At 42.4% G+C, this 18930-nt stretch carries 20 protein-coding genes; 18 read left to right on the top strand and 2 right to left on the bottom strand.

Going from position 1 to position 18930, the window contains the following annotated elements; all coding sequences use genetic code 11:
* Positions 1–497: 497 nt before the first annotated feature.
* The 18 genes from ACJVDH_RS15215 (at position 498) to ACJVDH_RS15130 (ending at position 16008) form a co-directional block, all read left to right on the top strand.
* Positions 498–1808 carry a reverse transcriptase N-terminal domain-containing protein gene (locus tag ACJVDH_RS15215; RefSeq protein WP_443944258.1) on the top strand — a complete coding sequence of 437 codons (1311 nt, stop codon included), beginning with the start codon at positions 498–500 and terminating at the stop codon, positions 1806–1808.
* Positions 1809–1877: 69 nt separating this feature from the next.
* Positions 1878–2507: a TraG/VirB4 family ATPase gene (locus tag ACJVDH_RS15210; protein WP_443944257.1), complete on the top strand. Its 630-nt coding sequence runs from the start codon at positions 1878–1880 to the stop codon at positions 2505–2507.
* A 22-nt stretch (positions 2508–2529) separates the two neighbouring features.
* Positions 2530–3195, top strand: a complete 666-nt coding sequence (locus ACJVDH_RS15205; protein WP_443944256.1) for a hypothetical protein — start codon at positions 2530–2532, stop codon at positions 3193–3195.
* On the top strand, positions 3192–3827 hold the full coding sequence (locus tag ACJVDH_RS15200) for a hypothetical protein (protein ID WP_443944255.1): 636 nt from the start codon (positions 3192–3194) through the stop codon (positions 3825–3827). The genes ACJVDH_RS15205 and ACJVDH_RS15200 overlap by 4 nt, the downstream gene beginning before the upstream one ends.
* Positions 3828–3830: 3 nt before the next feature.
* A complete protein-coding gene (locus tag ACJVDH_RS15195; RefSeq protein ID WP_443944254.1) occupies positions 3831–4496 on the top strand; it encodes a hypothetical protein in 666 nt (221 codons plus the stop codon).
* Entirely contained in the window at positions 4493–5260 is a 768-nt protein-coding gene (locus tag ACJVDH_RS15190; RefSeq protein WP_443944253.1) for a hypothetical protein, read from the top strand. Before ACJVDH_RS15195 ends, ACJVDH_RS15190 begins: the two co-directional genes overlap by 4 nt.
* Entirely contained in the window at positions 5257–6375 is a 1119-nt protein-coding gene (locus ACJVDH_RS15185; protein WP_443944252.1) for a plasmid transfer protein, read from the top strand. Before ACJVDH_RS15190 ends, ACJVDH_RS15185 begins: the two co-directional genes overlap by 4 nt.
* Before the next feature lie 5 nt (positions 6376–6380).
* A complete protein-coding gene (gene traK, locus ACJVDH_RS15180) occupies positions 6381–7001 on the top strand; it encodes a conjugative transposon protein TraK (RefSeq protein ID WP_443944251.1) in 621 nt (206 codons plus the stop codon).
* The gene (locus ACJVDH_RS15175; RefSeq protein WP_443944250.1) at positions 6998–7351 is read left to right on the top strand and encodes a hypothetical protein; all 354 of its coding nucleotides are present in this window, start codon (positions 6998–7000) and stop codon (positions 7349–7351) included. The genes traK and ACJVDH_RS15175 overlap by 4 nt, the downstream gene beginning before the upstream one ends.
* Position 7352: 1 nt before the next feature.
* Entirely contained in the window at positions 7353–8471 is a 1119-nt protein-coding gene (traM, locus tag ACJVDH_RS15170) for a conjugative transposon protein TraM (protein WP_443944249.1), read from the top strand.
* 13 nt (positions 8472–8484) lie between these two features.
* Positions 8485–9279 (top strand): DUF4138 domain-containing protein, encoded by a 795-nt coding sequence (locus ACJVDH_RS15165; protein ID WP_443944248.1) that lies wholly within the window; start codon positions 8485–8487, stop codon positions 9277–9279.
* A gap of 11 nt (positions 9280–9290) precedes the next feature.
* Positions 9291–11252, top strand: coding sequence for a type IV secretion system DNA-binding domain-containing protein (locus ACJVDH_RS15160; protein WP_443944247.1), 1962 nt, complete (start codon positions 9291–9293; stop codon positions 11250–11252).
* 19 nt (positions 11253–11271) lie between these two features.
* Positions 11272–11532, top strand: a complete 261-nt coding sequence (locus tag ACJVDH_RS15155) for a hypothetical protein (protein WP_443944246.1) — start codon at positions 11272–11274, stop codon at positions 11530–11532.
* 165 nt (positions 11533–11697) lie between these two features.
* The gene (locus ACJVDH_RS15150) at positions 11698–12153 is read left to right on the top strand and encodes a M23 family metallopeptidase (protein ID WP_443944245.1); all 456 of its coding nucleotides are present in this window, start codon (positions 11698–11700) and stop codon (positions 12151–12153) included.
* Positions 12154–12300: 147 nt separating this feature from the next.
* Positions 12301–13458, top strand: a complete 1158-nt coding sequence (locus ACJVDH_RS15145; protein ID WP_443944244.1) for an ArdC family protein — start codon at positions 12301–12303, stop codon at positions 13456–13458.
* On the top strand, positions 13455–14255 hold the full coding sequence (locus ACJVDH_RS15140) for a DUF4099 domain-containing protein (RefSeq protein ID WP_443944243.1): 801 nt from the start codon (positions 13455–13457) through the stop codon (positions 14253–14255). The genes ACJVDH_RS15145 and ACJVDH_RS15140 overlap by 4 nt, the downstream gene beginning before the upstream one ends.
* A gap of 10 nt (positions 14256–14265) precedes the next feature.
* The gene (locus tag ACJVDH_RS15135) at positions 14266–15090 is read left to right on the top strand and encodes a hypothetical protein (protein ID WP_443944242.1); all 825 of its coding nucleotides are present in this window, start codon (positions 14266–14268) and stop codon (positions 15088–15090) included.
* Positions 15091–15417: 327 nt separating this feature from the next.
* Positions 15418–16008: a hypothetical protein gene (locus tag ACJVDH_RS15130; RefSeq protein ID WP_443944241.1), complete on the top strand. Its 591-nt coding sequence runs from the start codon at positions 15418–15420 to the stop codon at positions 16006–16008.
* Positions 16009–16488: 480 nt separating this feature from the next.
* Here ACJVDH_RS15130 and ACJVDH_RS15125 read toward each other — a convergent pair whose 3' ends face one another.
* Together ACJVDH_RS15125 and xrtY are read right to left on the bottom strand one after the other, a co-directional pair.
* Positions 16489–18234, bottom strand: coding sequence for a carbamoyltransferase family protein (locus ACJVDH_RS15125; RefSeq protein WP_443944240.1), 1746 nt, complete (start codon positions 18232–18234; stop codon positions 16489–16491).
* Between the two features lie 14 nt (positions 18235–18248).
* The gene (xrtY, locus tag ACJVDH_RS15120) at positions 18249–18875 is read right to left on the bottom strand and encodes an exosortase Y (protein WP_443944239.1); all 627 of its coding nucleotides are present in this window, start codon (positions 18873–18875) and stop codon (positions 18249–18251) included.
* Positions 18876–18930 lie beyond the last annotated feature (55 nt).

Here is an 18930-nt window from a genome sequence, read left to right as displayed (position 1 = left end):
AAGCTGCCGAGAAAATAAATCCCTTTAAATATTTTAGCGAACTGTTCCTGTGAGGGAAACATTGAGAACCTGAAAGTGTTAGGGTTGGGGATTTAGGTTTTTAGTGGTATGGTCAACTTAAGGTGAACTGTTGGTTGAACCATCGTTATTTCCAGCGGGCTGATTATACTTTTACGCCCGGCGCAAAATGCGCGCAGCAAGGATGCCCTTTCTCTATGCACGGGGTACACGAACGAAAATGCTGCCGGTGGATAGACAGGGCCTAAGCCACTTATTGTCTTTTTTAGTAAAACCGGTAAGCCCGTAGCGCTCCTAATTTTAGGAAAGTTTTTTGTAAAAAAAGCCCATGGTGCTGCGGGTAAAAGAGTGCAGAAAAAGCAAATGCCGCCTGGTAATAAGGCGGATAGGGATTTTTGTCCCGCTGCGAAAGCAGGCAGACTTCTGCATGGTAGCTTAATTACAATTCTCTTGTAGAACTTTTTAAAATTGAAAAGCAAATGAACGTACTTATACATACGTGTGCATCAGTTGTTCCCCGCAACAGAAGAAGCGAAAATAATTCCAACCTTCGCCAAGCGGGGATTCGAAAGCTGCAGGATAGGATTGTAAAGGCTCATAATATGGGGAAATATGGAAAAGTTAAAGCGCTGCAATGGTTACTTACTCACTCGTTTTATGCGAAGATGGAGGCTGTAAATTTTCTCCGTCTTCCACACAAAGGAATATTTTCTGGGCCTAAAGAAAAATCCCTGGATAATTTTGATCAGCACTTGAGTTTAGCCCGGGGATTAAAACGCCGCGCATATCAGCCTACGAAAATTCGCAGGCTCCCTCTGAAGAGAAATCTATCCATTAAACAAGTTAGCAATAAAGATCAGGCGATGATGAATCTATATTATTTTTCAATTGCGCCAATATTAAAAACGAATGCCTATGCCTTATTTTTAAAGCAAAATCAAAGAAGATTCGATGCCCAGGGTCATGCTCAGATCTGCTCTGATAAGAGTATGCTTGCGCTGAATTTTAAGTTTTACAGAAAGCTGCTGGAAAGCAAATCTTTCGCTGCAAGAGTTTTTGCAGACCGGACTGCGCTAATGCTCTATAAAAAAAATGGAAGGCAGCCTTTCTGGACAGATTTGCATCGCCAGCCTTTTCTAATTAATCACAGATTCGAAAGCGCGATCTCTTCGTTACTCAACTTTTCTTTTTTTGCTGAAGCGTTTTCAGGCGCCGGGAAGAGATTCGGTTGCACCAAATCACTGCAACCAATACTGGCTAAAGTGGGGCAGCAAACATTTTTACTTGGAGCAAAGCGTGAGCTTGGCCGATGGGTTACCAGTGCTATTGATTCAGATGATAAAGGACGTGTAAAACATAATTTTATTAACAGCCTGGATATCGTAGATGGGAATCGTGGAATCAGCCTTCGCGGATTGCACATCACACAAACGGCCGGCGGAAAATTAGTTGTCAAACCATCAAAACAGGCGAGGAACGCATTTTCGAGGAAAATTTCTGAAATCCTTGGCAATAACCGCTCCAGCTGCGCGCTAAAAGTAATACGCCTCATTAATATGCAGATCTGCGTTTATACATCTGTATTTAGCGCTTGCCCTAGAAAGCAATTAAAAGCACTGGATCGCCTGTTGGTCAGTAAGCTTTGGCCTTGGGCAAAAAGAAGGCACCCCAAAAAAGGTACAAGGTGGATTTATCAGCGCTATTTTTTCTTTACAGGTCAAAAGAAGTGGCTTTTTGGTGCAAAAGATGCTCATTCCAATCTTCAACTCATGCTCAAAAAATTTATCTGATTGGCGAAAGCATATATTTTTAGCCAAAGGTGATGAACTTAGCATAAGTGCAATGAAGAAAAACCCATAATGAGCCGGTCTGGACAGACTGGACTTATAAAGCTGCTTGAGCCGTATGAGTGGAAACGCTCACGTACGGTTCTTAGGGGGGAAAGGTGGAGTAATTCACTTAACCTACCCGATAAAGCAATAGCCTCACCGATGATGGCTTCATATTTAATTTATTTGTATAAAACCGTACGTAAATTCTGGGGAGAGGCAATTGTTGTCACCCAGGAACTCTCCGATATCCTCGGCAATCCCATAGTAAAAGAAAGCATTATTGCAAATTCCGATACCATATGCTTGCTGGATCAGGCAAAATTTCGAGATAATTATCAAAATGTTGCTGCCCTTTTATCTTTAGACCACACCGAGCAGCAGAAGATTTTCACCATCAATCAACTCGACAATACCGCTAACAGGTCGCGGTTTAAAGAGGTTTACATTAAGCGAGGACAGCGTGGAGAGGTTTATGGTGTAGAGGTATCAATTGCACAGTATTTAACGTTCTCAACGGAAAAGCCTGAAAAGCTTGCTTTGGAGCATTATGCCCAACTCGAAGAGAGTTTTGAACTGGGATTACAGCGCTTCCTGCGTGAGTTCATGCAATCCGGATTGCCTCTTCATGCATTTGTCTCCCGAGTAAACGCGCGGTAAGCTTTAATTAAAACTAAATTTTATGAAAATCAAACCAATCTCCTTCTGCGCAGGGCTAATGCTCTGCGCAGGCGCTTCGGCGCAGATTTATGTCGATCCGCTCACCTCCGCGGCCATGGCAAGCGGTTCCGCTCTTTTAAGCCGGGATATGAGCAGCACCTCCGAAAAGCTCAGCAGCCTGCAACGCGCACAGCTCACCATCAGCGCCGAGCTTGCTGCAGCCAACACCATTCAGAACCAACTGTATCGCGGGCTCAGCGAGGTTTCATCCGCACTATCTTCACTACTGGCCATTTCCGATATTTATGCTATTTCCGGCGACATCACCGATAACTTATCTAAAGCAATTGCTCTGGGTGCATCTAGTCCCGTACTACTCTTGTTTGCTGAAGGGGGCGCAAAGGAATTTTCTTCTCGGGCGGTACGCCTCTCGACCCAGGTAAGCAGCTTCGTTCTGAAATCCGGGGGAGATAATCTGATGGATTCCGGAGAGCGGGCAAAGCTGCTGGGGATGATTTCTACCCAGCTGGCGATTCTTCGCGGGATAGCTTACGGAATGTACCGAAGTATGTACTGGGCCAAACAGCGGGGATTGCTGAATGCTTTAAATCCTTATGCTTCCTTTATTAACCTGGATAGAAAGATTGCAGATGATATTCTATCTAAACAAAAGCAGCTAAAGAAATGAAACGAATTTTATTCCTGCTGATGTTTTTCTCGCTCAAAACATCTGCCCAGCTTAATGTAGCGTTGCTGCACCAATTAATTTCTGAAAGTAAATCCGAATATGCTCAGCAAGATGAGCTCAAAAGTAAACAGCTCACCACCTCTTTGAATGCTCAAACTAATGCTTCATCATTATCAAAACTTAAAACCCGTTACGCAAAAATCACTTCCAGATTCTCCAGTATTTCTTTAGCGTTACAAGCCCTGGAGGTTGCTTTGGAATCTTCTCCGATTATAGAAGAACTCTACAACTGCGAAAAGCAGCTCATCGATCTGAGCGCTTCGCATCCGCAACTGATCCCGATTGTAGCAGATCTGCAGGTCTCCCTTTTTTTTAAAATGGATAGCCTCATCTCTTATCTATATGCCCTGGCCATCAGCTCAGGGTTACTCAATCAGATGAAATCATCGGATCGCAAAATTCTCTTTGAGGAAATCCTTGTTCAGTTGCGGGGGCTAAGGTCCGCTTGTCAGGGTACGCTCATCACCGCTAAAGCATCTTTGCGGAAAGTCAGGGGCGGGGTATTTTCAGATATGACCAATAGAGATCGCCACACTGCTGAGGGAATCATTAAAAAAATCAAAAACTTTTAGCCTATGAGAACCATCATTTTGCAGTTATGGCTACTGAGTATTACTATCTGCGTGTCCGCTCAGCAAACGGTTTTTGACCGCGAACACTTCACCCGAGTTATTGAAAATGCTACTGTTCGGCAAGCGGCCGAGCTATCCGGACATGCCCTATTAGATGAATCCAAAGACCACCTGGAAGCCGTTCAGACCAAGTTGGCTGCAACCGCGGCTATTGAGCTTATTATTTACCGTTCATTAACGCAGGTAGATGCTGCCCTTCGCTCTTCGCTGCGCGTTGCGCAGGTGGGGCAATTGTGTTCTGAAATTTTCTCTTCCTGTGCTGATCTTTCCAGTTTAGCCGCGCAGCATCCCCAGTTCATCCCGTTTGCCAATCAATCTATAGATGCCCTTTATAGCCGCTCAATAAAGCTATCGATGGAACTTTCTGAACTCATTTTAAAAGAGCAATCTTCGCTCATTTTGGATCTGGAAAAACGGGAAGCATTATTGGGAAAAGTCTTGCTGGAGCTTCGGGTGATTCGTGCGGGAATTTATAGTATCCAAAAAAGCATTTTTTGGGCATCCCAGAGGGGACTTTTAAAATCAGTAAATCCATTTTCTTCTCAGATTGCCAGTGATGAGCGGGCCATCGGGCGGATCATTCAACAAATTAAAACCCTAAAAAAATGAAAAAACTTCTAATTATTATTGCTTTTTCTGCTAGTGGATTTAGCAGCTTTTGCCAGTTGGCCATAACTGACAAGCATATTGTCAATCAGCAGGAACGGATGGTATTTAAGCAATGGGATGAAGATAAATTTACGCCCACTCCGGGATTTTTATACCTTAATCCAGAATACTGGATGACCTGGGCTTTGCACCCGGATTATCCCAAAACCGATCTTCGGCCATTAGGACGTACCGGTCCGCAGACCATGCGACTGGCTTCAATGGCTCAGATGTCTTTGTCAGATCATGCGCTAAAAAAACATGCAGATACAACTTTTACTACCGCTGAGAAAAAGTATGCCTTATACTCCCCGCTTTATGCATCGCTAGACCCATTATGGCTGCTTTACTACCGCAATGAACTCTCCCCCTTGCTTTCTTCTTCGCCAATAGATGCCCTATTCTCTCTAGATGCAAAAAGTCTGCAAACCCTTAAAACTATGAATCTGCTTGATCACTACAATGACCAGTGGTCTGAACTCTCTGAATCTCTTCACCGGGCAATGCAAGCCGATTTGGAAAGGGGTAACCGGATATTACTGTATCAGTCGATACTGCAACGGTATAGAAAACTGCTATCCTCTATTCCTTCCCAGAGCTCATTTCACAGAGTGTTTTCGCCTACCAAGCGCATCGGGCAAGGTCCAGCGCTTCCCTCAAGTGATAAATGGGCGCAGAAAGATATTGAGATTGCTGACCGGATACTTAAAGCTTCAAAATTATGAGTGCAGCACTATTATTAATCCCCATTGCCCAGGTCACTACGGGAGACTCATTCAAGGACACGTTCAATTTTCTTCAGGGAAACGGGGTTTATGAAGATGGAATGATGCATTTTTTAGCACAGATGAAAGATTCTGTCTGGACCAGTTATGATGTTTTTATTTCTGATGCTCAAGCCCTTGCCTGCATATTTATGCTGATGTTCTTTGGCATTAAAAGCTACGAGCTGATATCTGGAGACCGCAAGCTTGAAATCATGCCCCTGCTTCGCCCTTTCGGTCTGGTTATGATTATTGTCTGGTGGGGAGCTTTCACAAAAGTTGTTGCCTTTCCCTGCGAGCTCATCGAGCAAAGCACCCACAAGCTTTTTCAAGACAGCCAGACTGAAATTAATGATCTGCGCATCCAAAGGGCAAAACTTATGGTGGATGTTGCCGATGCCCTTTTGAAAGTTCAGGCCGATAGCGAAATGGCAAAGGTAGAAGCAGATACCTGGTATGAAAATGCATGGCAGGAGGTGAAAAGTTCGGTCAAAGATGGCTTCGCTCAGGTATGGAATCCAGTAATAGAAATGCGCAACAGGTTGCAAGTGGGCTTGCAGCTGCTAGGCAGCTCCCTTTTGGAAACGCTCGCGGTGTGGATTCTGAGGATCAGTGTTTATATCATTTTTATCATGCAAGTTATTTTTTCGACTATTCTTTTGATTTTAGGACCATTTAGTGCTGCTGCGAGCATTCTTCCAATATTTCGCGATTCATTTTCTTCCTGGATAGCCCGCTTCATCTCGGTAAACCTCTATTCGGGCATTGGCTATCTGGTGATGTATATTTCCTCACTCTTTCAGCATTTTGCGCTTGAGGCGGAGATCACGCGCTATACCGAACTCCTGGGCAATGGAAGTCCGGATCTGGAAAAGCTGGGCTGGTTTGCATCCAATGGCATTCTATCTTTTGGAATGGTCATCATTACCTTTATAATCGGTGCGATCACGATGTTCGCTGTTCCGAGCATTTCAACCTGGATTGTGAGTACTTCGGGCGTAAGTTCAGCGGCAAGTGCAATGGGTGGCGGCGCATCAACAATAACCCGGGTAGCCGGAGCAGGACTGGGAGGGTAGGAGATATGCTGATTGCAAATATAGAAAGCAAGGTACGCCTTGCTGGCCGGCTATCGGTTATGAGCTTTGTTTTAAGTTTCTCCCTATGTGCCCTTAGCGGGATTATCGCTTATCTGCAGGTCAAGGAATCCACCAAAAACATTTATGTTTTGGATCAGGAATCTCTACCGCTACTGGCTCATAAATCTTCTGGGCTGGATAATCGTCTTGCCGAATATAAAGCCCATGTAGTGCAGTTTCACAGTCTTTTTTTTTCGATGGTGCCCGATGAAAAGTTTATAGAATCCCAAATGTCCAGGGCAATGTACCTGATTGATGAAAGTGGGGTGAGAGAGTACAATAATTTAAAGGAAAGCGGTTTTTTTTCTTCGCTGCTTTCTTCTTCAGCAGTGATTTCTGTGCAAGTGGATTCTGTACAGGTTAATCCGGAAAACGGATATTTTCGCTACTTCGCCTCTCAGCGCATCGACCGGAGAAGCCGGTTGATTATCCGCTCATTAATTACCGAGGGCTACCTTAAAGATTTAGGTACAAGGAGTGAAAATAATCCACATGCGCTGCTGATCACCCGCTGGAAGACTTTAGAAAACAAGGATTTATCCCTTAGCGAAAGGAATCCGCTATGAAAAAGCTACTAAACACTTTTCGTCAAATCGCTGATTATTTCCTTAACCTAAAAAAGCATGCTGCTTACCTAGTACATCACGCTCCGGTAAAGGTTTTAAAAGCAATGGCTTTAATTCTTCTCGTATCAATTGGAGTGAATCTATATCTTTATTCGAATAAAACCCCGCCTTCAAAGCAAATAAACTCCTTGATTGGCCTTCCAGAATTTCCAATAGGTGCAGTTTCTTCGCTTTGGGAAATTTTTTCTATGGCGCAAAGCCTAAATCATATCCATAGTTCAATAAGTGATTCGACGTTAATCATCCATACCGCCAGATCGCTGGATAGTTTACACCATAACCTTCGATAATATGAAATTTATCAATCTCAAGCAGCCCAGATATATTCTTCCGCTGCTGGCTCTGCCATTTATTTTTATTTTTTTCTACCTCTATCTCAAGCTCACCGGTTCTCCCATTCAGGCTGAAAAGCCAACCTCTTATAGTGGTATTGCTCAGCTCCCTGGCTCATCAGAACACAACGAAATTCCTGAAAAACTCCAGGCTTACCGTAAAAGCTATAAAACCGGGGACGGCTCTTCAGCTGTTGAACTTATCCCATCTAACTCACCTGTTGAACTCGAGCAATACCGTAGCTTTTCAATAAAAAGCAACAAAATGGCTGATTCAATAGCCTTATTAAGCCATAAAGCCCGGATAGCTGGTTATACGCAAAACCCTTACAACAATGCCAATCAAAGCGATAAAGAAATCGCTAAAGTGCTTAATTTCGCATATAGGGAAAATCAACAAAAACCTCAGCAGCAACAAAACGCAGTTGATCCCTTGGCTTCCCTTACCGCTCAGCTTCGCTTTAGAGATTCTATTTCCAGCGCTTCCAAACAAAAGAAAACTCAATCTGAATCCTCATCTAAAAGCTCATTTTCTGTATCTGCCACAGCAAAGCCTACCAAAGGTGAAAATATCCTGTACCCTGAAGTGGAGCATGAAGAAGGTATACCCGCAGTTATTGAAGAAAGTGTTTTAGTGCGGGCAGGCTCAAGGGTAAAGCTCAGACTCCTTCGTGAAATTTCTGCCGGGGGAATTATTATTCCCAAAGCCAGCAGCATATACGCGCAGGTCAGTGCTTTCTCTGCGCAGCGGGTAAATCTACTGGTGTCCTCGGTTAGCTTTCAAGGCGAAATTATTCCTGTAAACCTGCAAGCCTATGACATTGACGGAATCACCGGCATTTATGTTCCCAATTCATCTTTCCGGGAATATACCAAAGACTTGGGGTCTTTATCCCAGCAAGTTTCCGGGGTAAATCCAGGTATTGATCAGCAGCAGCTCCGGGGGCTTTTCTCCCGGATGTTTCAATCTTCAGCCTCTGCAGTCGACCGGTATTTAAAAGAAAATAAAGCAACCCTTCGTTCATCTACCCGGCTTTATCTGGTGGATAATAATAAATCTTCTATTTCTCCACGTTAAACTTCTTATCATTATGAAAATCGTTTTATCATGTTCGCTGCTGTTATTGGCGGCGCTGGTCAGTGCTGGCCAAAATCTGCCCAAAACAATTTACATCTCCCCTTCCCGGGGGATCCATTTGCGCTCTCCTGAAAAAATCCGCTATGTGGATCTTTCTTCCAAGGCAATTAAGGGAAGTTTGGTGCTGGATAACCTTTTAAAAATTTCTCTCACCGATTCTTGCGCTACAGAAAAGGATTTAGGTGTGATCAGTATTGCAGCAGAACGTTTTTTTGTTCAGTATCACCTGGTAGCAAGTTCCCAGGCAACTTTGAGTGAGCTGGAAATTTCTGCTGAGGATATGCTGCCCTTACTGCCTTCAAAGTCCGAATTTTCCATCAGTCAGATCAGTGAAGTTTGCCGGCAAATCCGCGCAAAAAAGACCAAAAGCCCTTTGCTGCGTGTAAAAAACTATGGTCTTCAGGCAGAGCTTTACGCGGTATATGCGCTGGGAGATCTCTTGTTTGTTGACCTCGGGATAAAAAATCCTACCAATATGCCTTTTGAAATTGATTCAATCGGATATTCCCTGCAAGATAAAAAAGCACTTAAAGCAACCAATAGCCAGTCTACGAATTTAAAAATTGTGTATTCCCTGGATCGAAGAAACAGCTTTATGCATTTCTACCGGAATATCTACGTGATTAAGCGAATAAGTTTTCCCCCTTCCAGAGTCCTTGAAATCTCGGTGCAGGAAAAGCAGCCCTCATCGAGAATGCTGATGCTAAAAGTGGACTATGCAAAGCTGCTATCCGCTGACACACCTTAAAATTTTAGATCATGGAAGAAACCTCTGCGCAGCATCTGCTGCATAAAATGTTCAGGTTTGCGCTGTATTTATGGGTGGCAATAGATTGTCTCTACTTTTATTTTTGGCCCCTGCAATCTGCCGGCTTTAAGGGCCTGAATGATTTACTGGACCGTTTACACCTGGTATTTTCCAGGCTTTGGATATTGGATAGCCCAGTACACTCGCGGTTATTTTTGATCGTGCTGCTTTGCTTATCATCAGTGGGTACGGTAGCAAAGAAAGAGGTCCAAATGGACACCCTTCGCAGCATTTCTCTGCCCATGATTTGTGGGGTTGGGCTGATGAGTCTAAATGTTTTCCTCTATTATTTTTGCAGCGGAAAGCTCATACCTCACGCTTATGCTTTAAGCCTTTTTTGCGCAACGCTGATGATCAATATCGCAGCAGACAATCTTTCTAAAATTCTCCACTCAACCTTTGGCAGCGATAGATGGAATATTGAACAGGAATCATTTGAGCAGCCCACCACACCCCTTAGCGGACCCTATGCAGTTAGCCTACCTTCGCTGTTTTATTTTAAGGGAAAACTAAGAAAGGGTTTTGTCAATATCGGCAATATTTTCCGTGGCACACTGCTCATCGGTACGCCTGGATCGGGGAAGAGTTATGGGGTGGTGATGCCGGTAATCCGACAACTGCTCGCTAAGGGATTTTCGATGTGTTTGTATGATTTTAAGTATCCTGATTTAGCTCAGCTGGGGTATTACCATTACTTGAAAGGGGTGGCTTCGGGCGTTTTAAGAAATCACAGTTTCCATGTCGTGAATTTGAACAACATTGAGCAAAGCCAAAGGGTGAATGTATTAAAAAAAGAATACATAATAACTTTGGCTGATGCCGCAGAGACTGCCGAAGCATTGGTAGAGGCCTTAAAAAAAGGGGAAAAAAGTGGGGGAAGTGATCAGTTTTTTACGCAAAGCGCGGTGAATTTTCTTGCAGCCTGCATTTATTTTTTTTCAAGATATCAGTCTGGCCGCTATTCTTCCCTTCCACATGTACTGTCCTTTTTAAACTGTTCATATGAACAGATCTTTTCAACTTTAGTGACCAACAGTGAGCTGTCGAGTCTGCTTTCTCCTTTTATGAGCGCTTTTCGCGCCCGGGCATTTGATCAGTTGGAAGGGCAGGTAGGCACACTAAAAATTTTCATCTCCAGACTTGCTACCCTGGAAACTTACTGGGTATTCTCAGGGAACGATTTCAACTTAAAGCTTAGCGATCCTTTAGATCCCTCGATTTTGATTTTGGCGAACGATCCAAATACACAAAATATCAATTCAGCCTGTTACTCCATTGTTTTAAACCGGCTCACCAGACTGCTCAATTCTAAAGGAAATCTGCCCAGCGCAATCATTTTAGATGAGTTGCCTACGATTTATGTCCACCGCATTGAAAATTTAATCGCTACGGCCAGATCAAATAAGGTTGCCGTGTTAATGGGCCTTCAAGAACTTCCACAGTTTCAGCAGCAATATGGAAAGGATGTATCTGCGACCATCTGCGCGGTAGTGGGAAACGTGTTAAGCGGCTCGGTGCGCAATAAAGAAACTCTGGACTGGCTGGAAAAGCTTTTTGGTAAAGTCAAACAAACCTCGCAAAGCCTATCAATTGATCGCGGTAAAACCTCGGTGTCTTTATCCGAGCGCATGGAAGCATTAATTCCCGCAGGTAAAATTGCCTCTCTTGCAACAGGAGAGATCGTTGGCATGTTGGCCGCTGATCATCCTGTAAGCTCCGAGGGAAAATACCTCACTTCAGCAGTAAAATGCAGGATCAATCTTAACCAAAAAACCATACAGGCGGAAGAATCCAGCTATATCGATATGCCGGTATACTATGACTTTAAAGGAAGAAAAGATCAGGTACTGAGCGAAAATTTTGTCGCAATTAATCTACAGGTATCCCAGATAGTTGCCGACTGCACGGGCTAAATCTTTAAAAATCAATTTTATGGAAAATTTTATAGGAAATCTAGTGCTCATTTCCCTGCAGGGAAATAGCGTAGAAAATCCCTTTCGCATCGGGGCAATTCGACAAATAGACCATAATAACCGCAGAGCCAGCATTGCTTTTTCAGATCTGAGTGTGTTGGAAATGCCTTTTGAAAAGGTATTACTGTTAAAAAATCCTGCTGAGCTTTACCGCTATATTCTTCAAAATTCAAAGGAGATTTCCTCCAGATTCAAAGGAGATTTCCTCCAGGGATTTTAAAGTTTTGCTTAGGGTAAACATGCTTCAGGAAAGCCCTAGTACAGATCAGTTGATTTCTGCTACCGCTATGCTGGCAAATTCTCCATCCGCTGCGCTACAGGCTACCCGCTCATTAGATGAGCACTATGCGATGTTGAGACCCTCGAGTGAATTCAAGAGATGAGGATGTTAATAATTTTGCTGACAATAAGCATAAAGTTCAGCTCAAGTTTTGCTCAGTTTTCTCTGCCATTAGATACCCTGGTAATTACCAGCGGATATGGCATGCGCATTCATCCCGTTTTTCGTAAGGATACATTTCACAACGGGGTAGACCTGCGCTGCAGGTTTGCCACAGTTTACGCTATTGCGCAAGGGAGGGTTGCTAAAACAGGAGAAAATTCCCGGAGTGGAAAATTTATTGAAATCTCACATAATGGTTTCTCAGTCAGCTATGCACATCTTTCAACCATCCTTCGCCAGAGGAATGAGCAGATTAATGCCGGCGATGTGATAGCCATATCAGGAGATTCAGGAACGCTGACCGGGGCACACCTTCACCTCACTGTTCGCATCAAAGCCCAAACGATCGATCCGCTAAAATTTCTTTTAAAACTCTATTTAATCACTAAAGAATTATGATACACCACAATGAGACAATAGCCCTAACTACTCTTTTAAGCCATATGGGAGAAAACGATGAACTGATTTTATCTCCGCACCAGGCGCAGGAGTATGGAACGCATTTGATTGATGAATTACCGCAAACTGAAACTCAAGAGCATGACCATGGATAAATCTTTATATGTGCAGGTGGCAAATAAACTGCTCGATCAATTGAAACAAGGTACCTCCCCCTGGCAGCAGCCCTGGGAAAATGCAAAACAATTTTCTATGCCCTACAACGCACAAAGCGGGCAGCGCTATAAAGGAATTAATGCGGTACACTTAATGCTTAGCGGCTATTCTGATCCCAGATGGATGACTTTTAAGCAAGCTCAGGCTTCGGGGATTTCGGTGAAGGCGGGTGAAAAAGCCACGATGATTCAGTTTGTAAAAACCCATCAGCTGATAAAATCAAGGGATGATTCAGGAAAACCGCTTTTGGATGAAAAGGGGGAGTGGATCACAAAATCCCAGCAGCTCAACCGGCCGATTATTTCTAACGCCTATGTCTTTAATGCCACTCAGGTAAAAGGTATTAATCCTTTAATCCAAGAATCATTGCCTCCCCTTTGGACGCAGCATTCCAGAGCCGAGGAATTAATTCAAGCTTGCGGAGCTTTAGTGCAGCACAGTAGTGGAGCGCAGGCCTATTATTCGCCTAAAGCGGATCTAATTAGTATGCCTTTAAAAGAACAGTTTTCTTCTGCTCAAGGGTATTATGCAACGCTGCTTCACGAGCTCTCACACTGGAGCGGTCATCAAAGCAGGCTTAACCGCCATGAGATGTTAACTGGCGATTCCCTTTCTTATGCCCGGGAAGAACTTAGGGCTGAAATTTCCTCGATCATGCTGGGTGATGAATTAAAGACAGGCCATGACTTTTCTCAACATGCGGCCTACATTCAAAGCTGGGTTGATATTTTGGAAAATACCCCCTTTGAAATCCACTCTGCAAGCCGAGATGCCGAGGCGATTTTCTCTTTTATCACCTCTTTTGAACAAAAAAGATTAATCAGTAATTCCGAAAAGCTAGAAACCATTCCGCAGCGTGCGCTACCGTATTTATCTACCGGAGATGAAATTGCCTACAAAGGGAATTTATACCAGGTAAAAGGCCACTTAAAAGCAGGTTTGGTTCGCATTGAGCAGCAGCCCAGCGGGATTAATTTTGCCTTATCCCCACAGGATCGCCTGTATGAAACTTTATTAAGAAATAAGCAGCAGCACCGCACTGAGGAACACAAAATTCCAGTATCACCAATAAAAACAAGTAGATTATGAAAACACTATTTGCTCATAAGGAGCTTCCGATGGAAGATTTTAAAAAGCTTGGCCTTTATCATAACGGCCAATTACTCTTAGAGCCTTCAGATCTCAACGCCATGCTGAGCGGTCGCCGCAGTGCACTGATCGAACTTCGGGAGCTGAAGGTTCAGGGCCTGGATGTATCGCGTTTAGATGCCAAGCTTTCTTTGGAGAAAAATCCTCGTGGAGATTTAGAACTGCGGCTTCACCCCATTTACCATGCTGCCAAAATCCACCCTTTGCTCACTCAAAAAGAAATGGATATGTTGGTTTCTGGTGAGAAACAGGTTTTAGGTAAGCGCGTTGAACTTGAGCAGGGACGCTGGGAAATGGTGAATTATGAATATGATTTGTTATGCAGAGAATTTGTCTCTTACCGTCCCTCATCAGTACAAACACCCGATAGGGTTAACTCCAGCCTGCTTTCAAAAGAGCAGCAGCAAGCCTTTCAACGAGGTGAAGAGGTTAGCTTAGATGATGGAACCACTTTTCGCTTCAGCGCTAATGCGCCCAGCGGGATCTTGTCTAACCGTCCTGCATTAATACTATCTATATTTTTTGATGGCGGGATTTCCTATCTGCTGCTCCGCGCACTGGGCGCCCTTGACCCTCAAAAGAGCCAACTGCCAGAAAATACCCAAGGATTCTCGCGCGCGATGGAGCAGTTTAAGGGGCAGAATTCAAATTTGAATAACCAGAAAATATCCCCCGATAGCGTTCAGCTCCAGCCATCAGCGCAAAACAGAATACGAAATATTTATAGATCATTTTAAAGCAAATGTCATGGAAGAAAATAATTTAGAATATTTGAAAAAGACGCTCGATTACCTTGGTTTTGGAACGCGTTTGAATGAAGTGCTCACCTCGGCGGTTTACCGTGAATTAAGTCATTTTTCCTTAGGTGTTAATCAAAGCTACATCCCTTCGGAATCCCAGCCAGGAACAGAGGCTAAATCAGACCTTGCGCATTTTCAACTTCATTTCAACCGCTCTGGGCAAAGTGGAAATTACTTTTTAGACCGGTTTATCCTTACGCTGCAGCGATATGATAATTCCCCGGCACGCATACAGGAATTTTCTCTGGAAAGGCACCATCGCATGAGCGCTTTGCAAGCTTACAAATTGCTCTGTGGTCAATCCCTGCAGAAAGAAATTACTGTCAAATCCTCTTCTAGCCAAATCGCAGAAAAGCAGCAAGTCTGGTTTAAGCTAGATGGATCGGTTCGGGATGAAAACGGAAACAGGCCATTGCTACGGTTTTACCCCGGTTATGGCTTTGATCTTGAGCAAACCTTTTTAAAATATCCATTCGCAAATTTAGATGCTCAGCAGCAAAGTTCCGCAATAAAAGCGCTGAGGTTCGGAAATCTCATTCAGCTTCCTATTGATCATGCTGGTGCAATCGAGCAAGTTTTCACCAGAGCCAACCCTCAGCACAAGGTTTTGGATTTATTTACTTTGGATATGAAGCCGATTTATCAGACTACAAATCAAATTGCACAAGCATCATCTGCACCTTCCCAATCTTCAGAGCATGCAACGAAAATTTTTAGTGAAAATGATCAGAGTCAAATGGAGCAAGCTGCACAAAGCAGACCAAAGCGATAAAGCTTTCAGAAATACGAAGTTCCATCTTCAGCCGTTGGTTTTTAAGAAGTGACATAATAACAATTTAAATTATTTAAGAGCTTTTTACAAAGCCCGTATCTTATAAGTTATTTTGATACGGAATTGACTAGTATTGATAGTTTGCAGCTTAATTTTTAGCACATCCTACGATTCATAAATGATAAAAAATGAGCCTCTACTCGTTGCATTCGTCGCGACATCCTCCTGATTGGTCGATACACTTGCCGCTTTGGTATCATTGAGACACTTTTTGGTGTTTTATGGTACTCTGTTTGATTAATCTTACTTGTACAAGCACAAATAAACATGAAAACACTAGTAGTAGCTGTTTTATTGGGAGTAGCTTCCATGAACAGCATTAGCACAAAAGCGCAGGTTAGTTTAAGTATAAATATTGGTCAGCAGCCCGCTTGGGGACCTACAGGATATGATCACGTAGATTATTACTACTTACCAGATGTTGATGCATATTATTATGTTCCAAGCGCGCAATATATTTATCTGTTAAATGGCAGTTGGGTATGGAGAAATAGTCTTCCATCAAGATTTAGCGGGTATGATTTGTACAATGGCTATAAGGTTGTGATGAATACGCCAAAGCCATATTTGTCTCACAATACACATCTTACACAATATTCGAGGTATAAAGGAGGTAATTCAAGACAACCTTTAATTCGCGATAGCAGAGATAGTAAATATGTAAATGCAAGAACTTCAAGACCCGCTCAAACTGCTCGCCCGGCGCAAAACAATCGTACAACCCAGAACCGGTCAGCAAAACCTTCTGGCAATTACAATAATGGCAAAATCAATTCTGCTAAACAAAACAACGCGAATTCAGGGCGTGGACATAACGGCGGTAAAAGCGAGGAAAGGGGAAGAAAGGGTAGAGGATAAATAATAAAACCTCCAGCGTGTAATATCGTTGGGGGTTTTATTATTTATGTTTTGTCAGAGATTGAAGTCATTTAGAAACTGCGAGCCTGCAATTGAAATTCTTCCATAAATGACCATAAGGAAAAGAAGATGGTATTGTTACTGCACAAACGATAAACACCGTTAGGAAATCGGTATGGATTACCAGCTTTCGAATACCATGCGGATAGGGGCTCTCGGGAAGGGGAAAATAATTTCTGAAAGTAAAGATCTGTGTGTAGGAATTAAATGCCATAGCTTCCTTAATACAATTGGGGAATATCAGAACAAAGCTGAAATGGATTAGTACAGTAGAGAGCAATTGTTAAAATAAAAGAATGACTAGCCCAAATTGATTGCTACTGAATTATATTAATCTTTTTTGGGCTAGAATATGCTTTTGGGGAGACAACAGTTGCTATTGCAAAGACTTGGGGATAACATTTTTAAACGCCAAAGCTATTATTGTTGCAGAGATTCTGCTTGTTTAATGACAATTAGGTCTTCTAATACAATCATATCCATCTTTGTCCTTAAAAAGCAGTTGAGCGCTTCTTCAGGGGTATTTACAATCGGTTCATTTTCATTAAACGAGGTATTCAAAAGAATTGGCGTGCCTGTTTTCTTATAGAAATTTTCAATTAATTTGTGATACTTCTCGTCTGTTTGTTTATGAACACTTTGTAATCTGCCAGTTCCATCTAAATGTGTAACGGCGGGTATTTCAGATCTTTTTTCTTCCTTAATTTTAAAAACCTTTTCCATAAACGGAACATCGTCAATTTGCTCAAAGTATTCTCCAACATATTCAGAGAGAATGGATGGAGCAAATGGGCGAAATGATTCTCTTCTTTTAATCTTGGCGTTCAAAATATCTTTTGCATTCGCATTTCGGGGATCGGCAAGAATAGAACGATGGCCAAGTGCACGCGGCCCAAATTCTGCCCTGCCCTGGAACCATCCTACAACTCCCTCGTTTGTAAGACAATTAATTATCAGATCGAAATAATCGTCTACGTCTGGTTGAACAAAATTTATCTTGCGTTCTATAAGTAAGTTTTTAATTTCCTGATTGCTATACCGGCTTCCAAAATATCCATGAAGCATAGGAGGAGTTCTGTCGTTTCCTCTAATTTGATTATGAACCCATAATGCTGCGCCGATAGCTGTTCCGGCGTCATGTCCAGCCGGAGGAATATAGATTTTTTTAAAAGGCGTATTGTTTAAAATTTTACCGTTAGCAACCGAGTTTTGAGCAACTCCGCCAGCAATACATATTGCATCAAGCCCAGTTTTATTGTGGAGAGCTGATAGTATATGAAAAATCACCTCCTCTGTACGTTTTTGAATTGACGAAGCAAGATCTTTGTGGCTTTGTGTTAGGGGTTCATCTTTTTTACGGGGTGGCCCCAAAAGTTCTATCGTTTTTTCAGTATACAGATTTTCCATACTTGGAATGCCATTTTCCCAAACCATGTTTACTCCCTTTTTGGGATGGTTGAAATATGTTAAATCCAATTCAAATAATCCGCCAGGTTTTAATGTAATCACCTTTTCCAGCTCCGACAAAAATTTTGGTTCTCCGTAAGGCGCCAATCCCATAACTTTATATTCATCGCCATAGTTCTCAAATCCGAGAAACTGGGTCAGCATGGTATAAAATACGCCTAGAGAATGCGGATAAGATACAGAGTTTAAGACCTCGATTTTATTGTCTTTACCAATAGCAGTCATGGTGCTGCTGAAATCTCCAAACCCATCTATTGAAAGTATTGCAGATTCCTTATACGGAGAAGCAAAAAAAGCACTGGCTAAATGACTTCTATGGTGCTCAACATTTATAATTTTCGCTTTTAAGGAATCTTTCTTTAGCCTGAAATGGCGAATAATCTCCTCTTCAATACTTCCTGCCTTTCGAAGATTTTTAGCACGGTTAACAATATTTTTAAAGCTTAGTTTGTTTTTTAATGCGGTGAGAATTTTCTTTGAAAAGTTTGCTTTTGGATCTCTGGAAATGGCAATAAAGTCTACATCTTGAATGGAAATTCCTGCTTCACGTAAACAAAATTCTATGGACATGGATGGAAATCCAGCCCAGTGTTTAATCCGTCTGAAACGTTCTTCTTCGGAAGCTGCAATAAGTAATCCGTTATGGTATATGCAGGCAGACGAATCACCATGGTAGGCATTGAGCCCTAAAATATACATATGGTTTTATTAAACTAGGAGATCTCTTGTTTAGAAATCTGATCGACGTTCTCTATAGTGGTTTGTTTATTTTTAGTATTCCTTTTGATCCAGAAATACAGCATCACAAAAATTATAATGTAAACCAATATATTAAAAATCTCGTGGTGATACTCAAAATAATTTCGTTGGCTTTGGAAATAACCAAATAGAAGACCTAAGCCAGCAATTCTACAGATGTTGAGGAAGTAAATGGAAATAATGCCGATAATAAGCATTTTGAAGGTCGATTTCCAGCTGGCTGGAAAGGCCAAAACGAAGGCGGCTAAAAAACTCATAACACCCAGGCCGAGGCAAGAATAATTAATTCTTAGATAAGGTCCGTTTACCACCATCACATCCATGTCGTTATAAATGGCGTAAAAACCTCCAGCTTTAATAATCCAGACGGCTGGCACAATAAGTGACGTTTTGAGGCCCTGAATGTAATCAAAATGGGTTGCAATATATGGATTGTAATAATGACCACTTGGGGTCATTACACTGTTCATGAAAATGTTGCCCTGGCTAAAAATGATGTACAGTATAAACAGGGCGACTACAAATTTAATTGCTTTTATATCGGCCTGTTTTTTTGCTAGTTTTTGACTGATTTCGTCCATATCTATTGGTAAAAGTAAACAAAAATACGATTTTTTAATCCAGCAGTCAAAGCAG

The organism is Pedobacter terrestris (genome assembly GCF_052343045.1).
Lineage (GTDB): Bacteria > Bacteroidota > Bacteroidia > Sphingobacteriales > Sphingobacteriaceae > Pedobacter.
This window is presented reverse-complemented; position numbering and strand designations above follow the sequence as displayed.